This window comes from Nitrospirillum pindoramense (assembly GCF_007827955.1).
Taxonomy (GTDB): Bacteria; Pseudomonadota; Alphaproteobacteria; order Azospirillales; family Azospirillaceae; genus Nitrospirillum; species Nitrospirillum amazonense_B.
On the sequence record NZ_VITR01000007.1, the window covers coordinates 119,863 to 133,579 of the forward strand.

At 68.0% G+C, this 13,717-nt stretch carries 13 protein-coding genes and 1 other RNA gene; 6 read left to right on the plus strand and 8 right to left on the minus strand.

Annotated features, from left to right (window positions below):
* Nucleotides 1-5 precede the first annotated feature (5 nt).
* Nucleotides 6-965, minus strand: coding sequence for a methionyl-tRNA formyltransferase (gene fmt / locus FBZ90_RS13290; RefSeq protein ID WP_145732800.1), 960 nt, complete (start codon nucleotides 963-965; stop codon nucleotides 6-8).
* A gap of 140 nt (nucleotides 966-1,105) precedes the next feature.
* Entirely contained in the window at nucleotides 1,106-1,612 is a 507-nt protein-coding gene (def, locus tag FBZ90_RS13295) for a peptide deformylase (protein ID WP_145732801.1), read from the minus strand.
* A gap of 235 nt (nucleotides 1,613-1,847) precedes the next feature.
* On the opposite strand from def, the gene FBZ90_RS27815 reads away from it, so the two are divergent.
* From FBZ90_RS27815 to FBZ90_RS13310, 3 genes are all read left to right on the plus strand, one after another.
* Nucleotides 1,848-2,651, plus strand: a complete 804-nt coding sequence (locus tag FBZ90_RS27815; RefSeq protein WP_186455793.1) for a TonB family protein — start codon at nucleotides 1,848-1,850, stop codon at nucleotides 2,649-2,651.
* Between the two features lie 508 nt (nucleotides 2,652-3,159).
* Nucleotides 3,160-4,857 (plus strand): methyl-accepting chemotaxis protein, encoded by a 1,698-nt coding sequence (locus FBZ90_RS13305; RefSeq protein WP_186455794.1) that lies wholly within the window; start codon nucleotides 3,160-3,162, stop codon nucleotides 4,855-4,857.
* Nucleotides 4,858-5,002: 145 nt separating this feature from the next.
* The gene (locus tag FBZ90_RS13310; RefSeq protein ID WP_186455795.1) at nucleotides 5,003-5,767 is read left to right on the plus strand and encodes an energy transducer TonB; all 765 of its coding nucleotides are present in this window, start codon (nucleotides 5,003-5,005) and stop codon (nucleotides 5,765-5,767) included.
* Between the two features lie 23 nt (nucleotides 5,768-5,790).
* Here FBZ90_RS13310 and recR read toward each other — a convergent pair whose 3' ends face one another.
* From recR to ffs, 4 genes are all read right to left on the minus strand, one after another.
* Complete coding sequence (gene recR, locus FBZ90_RS13315) at nucleotides 5,791-6,399, minus strand: recombination mediator RecR (protein ID WP_145732805.1); 609 nt, start codon at nucleotides 6,397-6,399, stop codon at nucleotides 5,791-5,793.
* A 123-nt stretch (nucleotides 6,400-6,522) separates the two neighbouring features.
* Nucleotides 6,523-6,846, minus strand: coding sequence for a YbaB/EbfC family nucleoid-associated protein (locus FBZ90_RS13320; RefSeq protein WP_040842623.1), 324 nt, complete (start codon nucleotides 6,844-6,846; stop codon nucleotides 6,523-6,525).
* A 3-nt stretch (nucleotides 6,847-6,849) separates the two neighbouring features.
* Entirely contained in the window at nucleotides 6,850-8,796 is a 1,947-nt protein-coding gene (locus FBZ90_RS13325) for a DNA polymerase III subunit gamma/tau (RefSeq protein ID WP_145732806.1), read from the minus strand.
* A gap of 93 nt (nucleotides 8,797-8,889) precedes the next feature.
* Nucleotides 8,890-8,987, minus strand: an RNA gene (ffs, locus tag FBZ90_RS13330) — signal recognition particle sRNA small type.
* 132 nt (nucleotides 8,988-9,119) lie between these two features.
* Here ffs and nudC point away from each other — a divergent pair.
* Complete coding sequence (gene nudC / locus FBZ90_RS13335; protein ID WP_338121716.1) at nucleotides 9,120-10,091, plus strand: NAD(+) diphosphatase; 972 nt, start codon at nucleotides 9,120-9,122, stop codon at nucleotides 10,089-10,091.
* Here the strand turns inward: nudC and hisN are convergent.
* Both hisN and FBZ90_RS13345 read right to left on the minus strand, forming a co-directional pair.
* Nucleotides 10,088-10,879 carry a histidinol-phosphatase gene (hisN, locus tag FBZ90_RS13340; RefSeq protein WP_145732809.1) on the minus strand — a complete coding sequence of 264 codons (792 nt, stop codon included), beginning with the start codon at nucleotides 10,877-10,879 and terminating at the stop codon, nucleotides 10,088-10,090. The genes nudC and hisN overlap by 4 nt on opposite strands.
* 123 nt (nucleotides 10,880-11,002) lie before the next feature.
* Nucleotides 11,003-11,548, minus strand: coding sequence for a c-type cytochrome (locus FBZ90_RS13345; protein ID WP_145732810.1), 546 nt, complete (start codon nucleotides 11,546-11,548; stop codon nucleotides 11,003-11,005).
* 286 nt (nucleotides 11,549-11,834) lie between these two features.
* Here FBZ90_RS13345 and FBZ90_RS13350 point away from each other — a divergent pair, with 286 nt between their 5' ends.
* Nucleotides 11,835-12,635, plus strand: coding sequence for a 3-deoxy-manno-octulosonate cytidylyltransferase (locus FBZ90_RS13350; protein WP_246130393.1), 801 nt, complete (start codon nucleotides 11,835-11,837; stop codon nucleotides 12,633-12,635).
* A gap of 101 nt (nucleotides 12,636-12,736) precedes the next feature.
* Nucleotides 12,737-13,621: a prephenate dehydratase gene (locus FBZ90_RS13355; protein ID WP_145732812.1), complete on the plus strand. Its 885-nt coding sequence runs from the start codon at nucleotides 12,737-12,739 to the stop codon at nucleotides 13,619-13,621.
* The last annotated feature ends 96 nt before the right edge of the window (nucleotides 13,622-13,717 follow it).

Below are 13,717 nucleotides of genomic sequence, written 5' to 3' on the forward strand. Positions count from 1 at the left end.
GGGGGTCAGACGGCGGCGATGGGCGTGCCCACCTGGTGCGGGAAGCCGCGCAGGAAGGCCGCCCCCTCCACCGGGCCCTTGCCCGGGCGCTGCACGGTGATGAGGCGCAGGGCGCCCTCGCCGCAGGCCACGGTGAGATTGGTGTCGAGCAAGGCGCCCGGCGCGCCGGAACCCGCGACAGGTTCAGCCGCCAGCACCTTGATCTTCTCGACCAGTCCTCCCGCCGCAGGGCCGCCCTCGACCGGCGCCTCGAACCAGGTACCGGGCCAAGGGGTCAGCGCCCGCACCTGGCGGTCCAGCTCAACCGCCGGCTTGGTGAAGTCCAGCAGCCCTTCCTCCTTGGCCAGTTTGGCGGCATAGGTCACGCCCGCCTCCGGCTGAACCGTGGCGGGCAGGTCGCCGGCGGCCAGGCGGTCCAGCGCCGTGACGATCAGGCGCGCGCCCATGGCCGACAAGCCGTCGTGCAACTGGCTGGCGGTCATGCGCGACGTGATCGCGATGCGCTCCTCCAGCAGCATGGGGCCGGTGTCGAGGCCCGCCTCCATCTGCATGATGGTGACACCGCTCTCGGCATCGCCGGCCAGGATGGCGCGTTGGATGGGCGCGGCGCCGCGCCAGCGCGGCAGCAGCGAGGCGTGGATGTTGAGGCAGCCCAGGCGCGGCGCGTCCAGCACCGCCTGCGGCAGGATCAGGCCATAGGCCACCACCACCGCGACATCCAGGGCCAGATCCCGGAACTCGGCCTGGGCCTGCTCGTTGCGCAGGGTGCGCGGCGTGCGCACAGGGATGCCCAGCGCCGCCGCTCGCGCGTGCACCGGCGTCAACTGCTCCTTATGCCCACGCCCGGCAGGGCGGGGCGGCTGGCTGTAGACGCAGGCGACCTCATGCCCGGCCGCGACCAGGGCGTCCAGCACCGGAACGGAAAAGTCGGGCGTGCCCATGAAGGCTAGGCGCAGGCGGGTCATGGACTAGCCTCCAACATCAAAAGAAAATCACCCCGGGCCTGCGACCGCAGGCCCCGGAGATTTCTGGGGAGCGTAGCGGACTGGAAATCGAGGATAGCCAAGCGGCCGGACGGCCGCGCCCGGCGCCTGAAGGAACAGCGTCAGCGAGACGCCTTGGTCACCTTGCGCATGATCATGTTGCGCTTCAGGGAGGACAGGTGGTCGATGAACAGCACGCCGTTCAGATGGTCGACCTCATGCTGGATGCAGCGGGCCAACAGGTCGTCGCAGTCACGCTCCTGCACGCTGCCGCCGCGGTCGACATAGCGCACACGGATCTGCTTGGGCCGCACCACGTCGGCGTAGATCTCGGGGATGGAGAGGCAGCCCTCGTTGTGCACGCAGGTCTCATCCGACAGCCACAGCAGTTCCGGATTGGCCATGGCGATGGGTTCCTTGGCGCCTTCCTTATGCTCCGACACGTCCACCACGATGATGCGCTCCAGCAGGCCGATCTGCGGGGCGGCCAGGCCGATGCCGGGGGCCTTGTACATGGTCTCCAGCATGTCATCCATCAGCTTCACCACCCGGCCATCGACATTGGCGATGGGGGCGCACTTCTTCTTAAGGCGGGCGTCGGGAACGGTGAGGATGGGCAGGAGGGCCATGGGTGTCGTGTCCAGGTCAAGCGGCGCCAAGTTGGGCGGCAAATGAATTAGGGCGGCAAGTATAATCACTTGTTCCCCTGCGAGATAGGGGAAGCCGTCGGCGGGGGCAAGGCCCGGTTGCGGCGCGGGGGGTATGCGGGCCTTTACAGGTCGGGAAAAGGACCTCCTGACAATTGATTCCGCCTGTCACTTATTCTAACGCTAAGGCATGCGTTAAGGGGGAACGCGCGTCGCCATGCACCACCGTCATCATCGACTGTTTGTCGCCCTATGCCTGGCCCTGCTGCCGTCCACCGCCGGTGCGGCGGACCCGCCCGACCCGACCCAGCCCCGCCTCGACGTCGCCTCGTTCAAGCAGCCGGACTATCCGGCGGAATCGGCGCGGGCGGGCGAGGAGGGCCGCGTCGGCGTCAGTGTCCAGTGCGGGGCGGACGGACACGTCAGCGACCCCCAGGTGGTGGAGCCCAGCGGCTTCGTCCGGCTGGACAACGCCGTGCTGGCCGTGGTGCCGGGCTTGCGCTGTTTTCCCGGTCACGATCCCAAGACGGGTGAGATCGTCACCGGCCGTACCCGCTTCCGCTTTAATTTCAAGCTACGGGAGCCGCCGCCACCGGCCAGCCTGCACCTGACCCCCGACGATATCCGCGACCTGGCGGCGGCGGCCCGTGCGGCCAACCCCGGCGTCACCATTCCCGAGCCCACGGACAGCGACAGCCAGCAGACCCTATGGAAACTGGCGCTGGAGGCCAAGCTGGTGCCCGGTGCCTTCAAACGCCCGGCCTACCCGGCCGCGTCCGTGGATCAGCGGGAGGCCGGCACGGCGGCCGTCGCCTTCCTCTGCGGCATCGATGGCCATGTCACCACCACCCGCGTCATCAACAGCGCCGGCAGCCCCCGGCTGGACGCCGCCCTGTCCGAGGCGGTGCCCGTGGGCACCGCCTGCGTGCCCACGACCACGGGACCGGATAAACGGCCCGTGGCGTCCTGGGGCTTCGTCGCCCACGCCTTCACGCCGCCGGAGCCGGCGCCGAACCACTGACGTCCAGAGCAGATCGCCCAAAGGTGGAATCGCCTTTGGGCGTGACGCTGCTCGCGGGACAGACTCAGCGAGAGCTGGCCGCGTCTGGCTTTACGCCGCCAGCTCTCGCCCCGCGACCCTCGTTGGGCGGCGGCGGCGCTTTCCCACACCGGGGAAAAAGTGGGCTGTCCACCTGATGGACAAAGACCCGCGCCATCCTTGAATCCACCGAGAGCCTCTGTTATCGCGCGCCGCTGGCTTGACCAAAGCCCACAGAACCACCCTATACAAAAGCATATACTGGTGATCCGTGACGCCAAACGATCGTATTGGCGCGTCAATCGCCAATCATTCTCAAATAATATTGGTTAATATTTCTTAGAAATCTATGCCATTTGCAGTGGTGACATACCAAATTAGTCATACTAATCTTGAACAAGAAAAAACAAAATCCATCCTGACCCCCCAAACAAATTCCAAAAACCCCCAACACATCGACACCCGGTCAGTCCGGGAAGGATACGGCCCCATGGCTTTGGAAAACCTTCGCATTTCAAATAAAATCAACATCATCGTCGGACTGTTCTCCATCGCCTTTCTGGCGTCAGTGGGCATCAGCAGCATGCGCATGCAGAAAATCGACGACGACTATTCAGACCTGGTAGCGCGCGTCGACCGTTCGGTCGTCGCGGGCGCCCGCGCCAACCGCAATCTCTCCACCTATTTGGCCTACACGTACCAGTTGGCGTTCGAAACGACCGATGAAGGCAACGCCCAGGCCAAGGCCTTGGTTGAGGAAAGCCAGAAAAAATATGGCGCCTTCATGGAAGAGGTTCGCCAGCGGCTGCCGGAAATGGCGGATGATTTCAAGGTCATAGATGCGGAGGCGAAGGCGGCGTTCACCGCCTGCGCGCCGGTGATCGACTTGGCGGCGAAGACCGCCACGGCGGAGGAAAGCCAGAAGGCGGCCGGTGAAATCAAAGCCCGATGCGCGCCCCTGATCACCCAGGCGACGAAAAACCTCTCTGCGTTCAATGACAAGGCCAGCGCGTACGCGCAGAAGGTATCCGATGAGCTGAGCGACCGGACCGACACCACCATCCGGACGCAGATAATCCTGGCCATCCTCAGCATCGCGGTCATCCTGGCCCTGGCGCTGTGGATCAGCCGGGCCGCCATCACCCGGCCATTGAACGTGCTGCGCGCCGCCATGGAGGCGTTGGCCACCGGCGACTTCAGCACCGAGGTCACCGGCCAGGCCCGCAAGGATGAGGTCGGCCTGATGGCCCGCAGCGTCCAGGTCTTCAAGACCAATGGCCTGGAGGTGCTGCGCCTGCGCGAGGAGCAGGAGCTGCAAAAGGAGATCGCCGCCCAGGAGCAGAAGCGGGTGCTGAACCAGATGGCCGACGCGTTCGAGGCCAAGGTCATGGCCGTGGTCCAGGCCGTGACGGTTTCCTCCGGCGAGTTGCAGGACACGGCCAAGACCATGTCGTCCAGCGCCAGCGAGTCCACCGTGCGCTCCACCACCGTCGCCGCGGCGGCCGAACAGGCGTCGGCCAATGTCCAGACCGTGGCGGCCGCGTCGGAGGAGCTGACCTCCTCCATCATCGAGATTTCCCGCCAGGTCACCGACTCCGCCCGCATCGCCAGCACGGCGTCGGAGGAGGCGGCCCGCACCAACGCGCTGGTCACCAACCTGGCGGAGGCGGCCAACCGCATCGGCCAGGTGGTGAAGCTGATCACCGACATCGCCAGCCAGACCAACCTGCTGGCCCTGAACGCGACCATCGAGGCGGCACGCGCCGGGGATGCCGGCAAGGGCTTCTCCGTGGTGGCGAACGAGGTGAAGTCGCTGGCCAACCAGACGGCCAAGGCCACGGACGAGATCGGCGAACAGGTCACCTCCATCCAGGAGGAAACCCGCCGGACCGTGGCCGCCATCGGCGAGATCGCCACCACCATCGAACGCCTGGGCGCCATCTCCACCGGCATCTCCTCGGCGGTGGAGGAGCAAGGGGCGGCGACGCAGGAGATTTCCCGCAACGTGCAAGAGGCCGCCCAAGGCACCCAGCAGGTGAGCGAGAACATCAGCGCCGTCTCGGAAAGCGCCACCGTCACCGGTGCCGCCGCCACCCAGGTCCTGGCCTCCGCCAGCGAACTGGCCGGCCTTTCCGTCCAACTGCGCCAGGAGGTCCAGGACTTCCTGGCCACGGTGCGGGCGGCCTGAGGCGGGCGGGACACGGCTTGGGGTGAGGGCGTTCCCTCATCCCAGGCCGCCCAACCTCGACCTTCACGATGAACCTGCTATCATCGTCCTATGGCGGAGAGGGGACGTCATGCGGACGAGTGCGGCGCACGCTGTTCTGAGCGGAATGTTGGTGGTGCTCGCCTGTTGGCCGTTCTCTCCCATGCCGAGGCGGGTGGAGGCGGCGGAGCGGGTGTTCCAACCGCTTGCTGCCCGGGTTCCCTTCGGATTTCCTCCGGTCAGGGAATACGTCTTCTATGCCGTCGCGCCGCGTCCCGTATCCAAAATCACCACACACTCCTTTCGCAGGTTTCCTCCAGCCTATCCGGCGGAATCGCGTGCCCGAAAGGAAGAAGGCACTGTCATCTTCACCGCGTTGTGCGACATGAAGCATAGAATTTTCGACGCCGAGATCGTACACAGCAGCGGTCATGAACGACTGGACGCCTCGGTGGTGGCGGCTGCCCAATCCTTGCGATGGCGTTGCGTGCGCCCACCGGGCAGTGATCCGACTCTCGCCTCCTTCGCGAGCGGCAGCTATAGCTTCCAACTGACCCAGGCGAACCCACCAGCCAAGTCCGTCACCCCAGTCACGCCCGGTAAAGCCACGGCCAGAATCGAAACGCTTTCCTTCAGAAGACACCCGCCGGCCTATCCGACCGCGTCATTAAGGCTGGGCGAGGAAGGCCAAGTCGTCTTCGAAGCCCTATGCGATGCGAACGGCTGGGTTTCGGATGCCAGGATCAGAACGAGCAGCAATCATGACCGCCTGGACGAAGCGGTCGTAAGGGCCGCCCAATCTCACCAATGGCGATGCAGCCCCATTTCCCAAAAAGATCGATACCGCCAGACATGGGCGAAGATGGTCTATCGCTTTCAGCTGCCGACGTGAAGAACACTGCCACCCACGCCGCCTCACCCCAGCGTCCGCCGCGCCCGTAACGCCGCGGTCAGCGTGCCGTCGTCCAGGTAGTCCAGCTCGCCGCCCACAGGCACGCCGTGGGCCAGGCGGCTGATGGCGACGTTCAGGCCGGAGAGGCGGTCGGTCAGGTAATGGGCGGTGGTCTGGCCGCCGGCGGTGGCGTTCAGCGCCAGGATGACCTCGCGCACAGCCACGCCATCCGTGCCTTGGGCGACGCGGGCCAGCAGGCCGGGGACGGCCAAGTCGTCGGGGCCGATGCCGTCCAGGGCCGACAGGGTGCCGCCCAGCACGTGGTAGAGGCCGCGATAGGCGCCCGTGCGCTCCAGCGCCCACAGGTCGCCCACTTCCTCCACCACGCACAAGGTGGTGCTGTCGCGGGAGGGGTCGCGGCAGACGCCGCAAGGGTCGACCGTGTCCAGGTTGCCGCAGACGGGGCAGGTTCGGATGCGGGCGGCGGCGGCGGCCAGCGCCTCGGCCAGCGGGTCCATCAACTGGTCGCGCTTCTTGATCAGGTGCAGGGCGGCGCGCCGGGCCGAGCGCGGGCCCAGGCCCGGCAAGCGCGACAACAACTGTATCAGGCGGTCGATTTCAGGGCCGATCATGGCCCCAAGATAGGGGCTGTGCCGGCTTTGTTCCAGCCCAGCTTTGTTCTAGCGGAAAAATGAAAACGCCGGGCCCGTCGCCAGGCCCGGCGTTCAAAACCATACCCTGACGGGCGGCGCCGATCAGAACGGCAGCTTCATGCCCGGCGGCAGCTTCAGGCCGCCCATGAGCTTGTTGGTCTCTTCGGCGATGTGTGCCTCGACCTTACTCTTGGCGTCGTTGAAGGCGGCGACCAGCAGGTCCTCCAGCACCTCGATGTCCTCGGGGTCGACGACGGACTTGTCGAGCTTCACCTTCTTCAGCTCGCCCTTGCCGTTGACCACGACGCGGACCATGCCGGCGCCGGACTGGCCGTCGGCCTCGATCTCGCCCAGCTTGCCCTGCATTTCCTGCATCTTGGCCTGCATCTGCTGGGCCTGCTTCATCATCTGGCCGATGTTTTTCATGGCCTAAAAATCTCCTTCCCAGTCGCCGTCGCTCATATCGGGCGGCGCGTCGAAATACGGGTTGTCCGGGGCATCCATACCGCCATCCTCGTAAGAAGGGAAGGCGGGGGCGCGTGCGGCCTCTTCGGCGGCGGCCTTGGCGGCGGCCGCGGCCACCTGGTCCAGGTCACGCACCGCCGTCATCTTGGCGCCGGGGAAGGCGGCCATGAGGGCCTGCACCAGGGGGCTGGCGGCCGCCTGCTCCCGGGTACGGTTCTCCGCCGCGCGATCCTGGTCGCTGAGCGTGGGTTCGCCGGGGGCGCCGGAAACGGTGACGATCCAGCGCCGGCCGGTCCATTCCGTCAACAGCTGCCCCACCCGGCCGGCCAAGTTGGGCACGGCCATGGCGGTGGGCCGCAGCTCGATCAGCCCCGGCTCGAACTTCACCAGGTGGACCATGCTCAAGAGGTTGCCTTGCAGCATGCCCTCGCGCCGGGCGCCGAACAGCTCCGCCACCTCGCGGAAGGATTTGGGATCGGCCGGGGGCAGGTCCGGCACAGGCTCCATCATCGGCGCCGGGGCCGCCACGGGCGCCGCCTTCACCGCGCCGGCCAAGCCGCCACGCAGCACGGCCATGGGGGCGCCACCGCCGTTCGAGGTGCCGTTGGACAGGGCCATGCCCCGCGCCAGGGCGCCGCCGCCGTTGCCCCCCACGGGGGCGCCACCGCCGTTACCGCCGCCGCCCATGGGGGCGCCAGTGGGCACGCCGCCCTCCATCACCTTGCGCACAAGGTCGCCCGGGCTGGGCAGGTCGGCGGCGTAGGCCAGGCGGATCAGCACCATTTCCAGGGCCTGCATGGGCACCGGCGCCTGCTGCACCTCCGACAGGCCCTTCAGCAGGATCTGCCAGGCGCGGGCCAGGGCCGGCATGCCCAGCTTGGCCGCCAGGTCGCCGCCGCGCACCCGCTCCATCTCCGGAATGCCCTGGTCCTGGGCCGTGCCGGGCACCACGCGGGCGCGGGTCAGGAAATGGGTGAAGTCCAGCAGGTCCTGGGCGATGACCACCGGGTCGGCGCCGCGCTTGTGCAAATCGTCCAGCACGGCCAGCGCGTCGGCCGGCTTGCCCGACAGGGTCGCTTCGAACAGGTCCACCACCAGGGTGCGGTCGGCCAGGCCCAGCATGTCGCGGACCTGCAGGCCGGTGACAGCACCGCCGCCGAGGGCGATGGCCTGGTCCAGCAGCGACAGGCCGTCACGCACCGAGCCATCGGCGGCGCGGGCGATCAGGCTCAGCGCCTCCGCCTCCACCGGCACCGATTCCTGGTCAGCGATGCGGCCGAAATGGGCCTGCAAGGTGCCCTGATCCACCCGGCGCAGGTCGAAGCGCTGACAGCGCGACAGCACCGTCACCGGCACCTTGCGGATTTCGGTGGTGGCGAAGACGAACTTCACATGCGGCGGCGGCTCCTCCAGCGTCTTCAGCAGCGCGTTGAACGCGCTGCGCGACAGCATGTGGACCTCGTCAATGACGTAGACCTTGTAGCGGGCGCCGGCGGGGGCGTAACGCACGCCCTCGATGATCTCGCGGATGTTGTCGACCGAGGTGTTGCTGGCGGCGTCCATCTCGATGACGTCGACGTTGCGGTCCTGCGAGATCGACACGCACTGCTCACACACGCCGCAGGGGCTGACGGTCGGGCCGCCCTGACCGTCGGGGCCAATGCAGTTCAGCGCGCGGGCGATGATGCGGGCGGTGGTGGTCTTGCCCACGCCGCGCACGCCGGTCAGCATGTAGGCCTGGTGGATGCGCCCCGACTGGATGGCGTTGCGCAGGGTGCGCACCAAGGCGTCCTGGCCGATCAGCTCATCGAAATTGCGGGGGCGGTACTTGCGGGCCAGCACGCGATAGACGGCGGCGCCGGCGGAGGCGGGGGATTGGACGTCGGGGGAAAGCGGGCTCTGATCGGTCACGGGATCGCTCAACCCTTCCGGCGCTGGCTGCCGCCGGCCAAGTGCGGGCCGGACCGTGTGGCCGGCCCAAAGGCGGCGTTCAGATTTTATGAGGTGGGAGGCTGGACATGCGACCCGCGCCGAAACTCGTTACGGCTGCTTCCTTCCGGACCTGACCGGGTTGGCGAGGGACACGTCCGCCGCCAACCTCCCGCCGCCATATATCGGCATCGACCCGCCCCATAGCAAGTGAAAAGGCGGCAGGGCCGACCCGCCCGTTCCGACGCGCTGCCCAAAAGGGGTGGCCTTGTCCCCTCCGCCCCGTCATGAGACGAATGATGATCATGACGAACCGCTCCCAAAAGAACTTCTACACCGGCGCCGGCCTGGACCGCGCCACCGTCGCCCGCAAGCAGGCCGACTGGCTGGCCCAGCGCCTGGCGGCACCGGAAAGCCGCTTCCTGGCCGTGTGGCGCGGCCAGTTCCTGGTGGCCTCGCCGCCAGAGGGGGCGCCGGAACGGGGGGCGCCAGGGGGAGAAGCGGTGCGGCCGGCCTATCTCGACCCCGGCAGCCCGTGGTGGCGGGAGGCGGCCACCGTGGCCCCCGCCTTCCTGGGCGTGGAGGGCGACATCGCCCATTTCGCCGTCGACCTGTCGGGCCTGGAGCAGGACCATCCGGAGCTGCTGGGCCTGGGCACGCCGACGGAGCTGCGCACCCTGGCCCACCAGGTGGACCGGCCCACGGCCAGCCTGCTGGCCTATGTGCGCGGCCTGCTGGGCTGGCACCAGCGCCACCGCTTCTGCGGCGTCTGCGGCACGGTGACCGAGGTGATCGAGGGCGGGCATGTCCGCCGCTGCACCAACCCCGACTGCCAGACCCTGCATTTCCCGCGCACCGATCCCGCCGTGATCATGCTGGTGCATGATGGCGACCGCTGCGTCCTGGGCCGGCAAAGCCGTTTCGGCCAGGGCATGTATTCCACCCTGGCCGGATTCGTGGAGCCGGGCGAAAGCCTGGAGGAGGCGGTGGCCCGCGAGGTGATGGAGGAGGCCGGCATCCAGGTGACGGACGTGCGCTATCTGTCCTCCCAACCCTGGCCCTTTCCTTCCTCCCTCATGCTGGGCTTCCACGCCCGCGCCGTGACCACCCAATTGACGGTGGATCTGGAGGAGTTGGAGGACGCGCGCTGGTTCACCCGAGAGGAGGTGCACCAGGCCAGCCTGCGGCGCGGGCCGTCGGACGGCAGCTTGCGCCTGCCCGGCGCCGACAGCATCGCCCGCCGCCTGATCGAGGATTGGCTGGAGGGCGCGGTTTAAGGCAGGACACCGCCACCCATGATGGCCAGCGCCTGGGCATGGGCCCTGACGTCGCCGGACGCCACCACCTCGCCCACCGCACCCAGCACCAGGTCGCGGCCCTGCCAGTCGGTCATGCGGCCACCGGCGCCCTCGACCACCGGCACCAGCGCGGCCCAGTCCCAGGGCGCCAGGTCGCGCTCCACCGAAATGTCCAGCCAGCCGTTGGCCACCTGGGCATAGCCGTAGCAGTCGCTGCCGTAGACGACGTAGCGCGAGGCGGCCTTGAGCCGGGCGAAGCGCTCCGCCTCCTCGCCCTTGAACATGTCCGGGCTGGTGGTGGTCACCGTCGCCTCCGCCAAGGTGGGGCAGGCGCGGGTGCGGACGGGGGTGCCGTTGAACCGGGTGGGGTGGCCCACGCCGCCGATCCAGCGTTCGCCCAGGATGGGCTGGTCGATGACGCCCAGCACCGGGCGGCCATGGCGCAGCAGGCCGATCAGGGTGCCGAAGATGGGCCGGCCGGTCATGAAGCTCTTGGTGCCGTCGATGGGGTCCAGCACCCAGACATACTCCCGGTCCAGGCCGTGGGTCCCCAGCTCCTCCCCCAGGATGCCGTCGTCGGGACGCTCGGCGGCCAGGATGGCGCGCAGGGCCTCTTCCGCCTGGCGGTCGGCGATGGTGACCGGCGTCAGGTTGGACTTGGCGTCGATCTCCACATCCGCGCGGAAATAGCGGCGGATAACCGCGCCCGCCGACTCGGCCATGCGGTGGGCCAGGGCGATGAGGTCGTCGGGCACGGGCGTGGTCATGGGGGCGCTTCCTGGGCAAACGGGACATGCAAAGAGGGGCGGCCCCGGCTGGGACCGCCCCTGCTTTTATACCGAAGAGGCCGCCGCCTCAAACCCAAGGCGGCGTGCTATCCCATCAGCGCCTTATTGCGGCAGCGGCGCCGGGCTGTCGGCCTGGGTGCGCAGATAGGCGATCACGTCGGCGCGGTCCTTCACGGACTTGAAGCCGGCGAAGGTCATCTTGGTGCCCGGGGCGTAGGTCTTGGGGCTGGCGAGGAACTCGTTCAGCTTTTCGTAATCCCAGGTGCCGCCCAGCTTCTTGATGGCGTCGGAATAGGCGAAGCCTTCCATATGCCCCTGCTTGTTGCCGATGATGCCCCACAGGTTGGGGCCCACCTTGGCGGCGCCACCCTTGTCGAAGGTGTGGCAGGCCTGGCAGACCTTGGTCAGCTTGGCGCCGTTCTCGGCACTGGCGCTGGCCAGCAGGGGGCTGACCGGGTCCGGCTTGGCCGGAGCGGCGGGTTCGCCACCGCCGGCGGCCGGCGCCGCCTCCGCCCCTTCGATCTTGTAGACGTTTTCGGTCAACATCGTCGGATGCACGACCTTCTTGGCGATGAACCCCGCCAGCAGGGCGATCAACGCGCCCAGCAGAATGGCCATGGAAATCTTGTTGAAGAAGCTACCCGCCATCAGATCAAGCCCTCATGTCCCACGCTGCTGCGGTTCGCGTGATGGTTATAGTCCCTGTGCGTTCAAATTAACGCCAGGTGGTGACGCTTGTCGATGCCCCGGGGCCGCCCCAGCAATGCAAGAGGGGGTCCGGCCATCTTTCTCCCAATTCCGGGCGACGATAAGCGGCCTGTTCAACCAGGGCAAGATAGTTCGGCGCCCCGCTTGTAAACCGGCTTGACCGAGGGTGGTAAATGTCGCACGCCTGGCCCGGCCATGAGGCAAATCAATTCGTAGGCGACACCCCATGTCTTCCCGTCCCGCCGGCAGCCCGCCCCCCGGCGCCCCGTCCCTGGGTGCCCCGACCGCCCCCATCGTCATCATTCCGGCGCGCCTGGCCTCCACCCGCCTACCCAACAAGCCGCTGGCCGACATTGGCGGCGCCCCCATGATCGTGCAGGTGTGGCGCCGCGCGGCGGAGGCCGACATCGGCCCCGTCCTGGTGGCGGCGGCGGAAAAGGAGATTGTGGAGGCGGTGCGCGACGCCGGGGGCCAGGCGGTGCTGACCGATCCCAACCACCCCTCCGGCTCCGACCGCATCTATGAGGCGCTGCGCCAGGTGGACCCCGACGGGCGCCACGACGCCGTGGTCAATGTCCAGGGCGATCTGCCGACGGTGGAGCCCGCGACGGTGCGCGCCGCCTTCGGCCCGCTGGCCAACGGGCAAGTGGACATCGCCACCCTGGCCGTGGAGATCACGGTGGAGGAGGAGCGGCACAACCCCAACGTGGTCAAGGCGGTGATCGAGTTGGCCCCCGGGGCGCGTGTGGGCCGCGCCCTGTATTTCACCCGCACCACCACGCCCTGGGGCGCCGGGCCGCACTATCACCATATCGGCCTGTACGCCTATCGCCGCGAGGCGCTGGCCCGCTTCGTCGCCCTGCCCCCCGCCGCCTTGGAGCAGCGGGAGAAGCTGGAACAGCTGCGGGCACTGGCCAACGGCATGCGCATCGATGTGGCGGTGGTGGACGCCGTCCCCTTGGGCGTCGATACGCCGGAGGATCTAGAGCGCGCCCGCGCCCTCATCGGCCGCATAGGCGCCCCCTGATTCCAACGGCATGAGCCCCGGCCCCCGCCGTTGTAGGCTGCCCCCGGTTACAGGACCGCAGACCGGCGGCACGAAGGCGCCGGTACAAGAAAGGGAAAGTGATGTCGAACAGTGTGCAGGGCGCTGAGAACACCATCGCCTACCAGGGGGCGCCGGGCGCCAATTCCGACATGGCGTGCCGCCAGGTGTTCCCCGACATGGTTCCCCTGCCCTGTCATTCCTTCGAAGACGCCTTCGCCGCCGTGACGGAGGGCCGCGCCCGCCTGGCCATGATCCCCATCGAAAATTCGGTGGCGGGCCGCGTGGCCGACATGCACCACCTGTTGCCCCAGGGCGGCCTGCACATCATCGGGGAGCATTTCCAGCGCGTGGTCCATTGCCTGGTGGCGCCCAAGGGGGCGACCATCGCCGGCCTGAAACAGGTGCATTCCCATATCCAGGCGCTGTCGCAGTGCCGGGGCTATCTGCGCGGCCACGGCCTGGCGCCCATCACCCATGCCGACACGGCCGGCGCCGCCGCCGACGTGGCCAAGTGGGGCGACCTGACCCAGGGCGCCATCGCGTCGGAACTGGCGGCGCAGATTTACGGGCTGGAGGTGTTGGCGCGCGGCATCGAGGATGCGGAGCACAACACCACCCGCTTCCTGATCCTGTCGCGGGACCCCAAGCCGGCGCCGCGCGGCCAGGGCCCCGTGATCACCAGCTTCGTCTTCCGCGTGCGCAGCGTGCCGGCCGCCCTGTACAAGGCCATGGGCGGCTTCGCCACCAACGGCATCAACATGACCAAGCTGGAAAGCTACATGGTGGGCGGCCGCTTCACCTCCACCCAGTTCTACGCCGACGTGGAGGGTCATCCCGAGGACCGGCCCCTGCGGCTGGCCTTGGAGGAGCTGGACTTCTTCGCCCGCGAACTGAAGATCCTGGGCGTCTACCCCGCTCACCCCTTCCGCTCCGAAAGCAGCCAGCGCGACGACGGTCAGGATTAGTTTTTGCTGACCGTTGATCGTCACCGATCAACGGTCCCCTCAAGCGCCGGGCGCCAGCATCCGCTGGCTTGGCTTCCTCGCTCCGCCCTGCGGTAC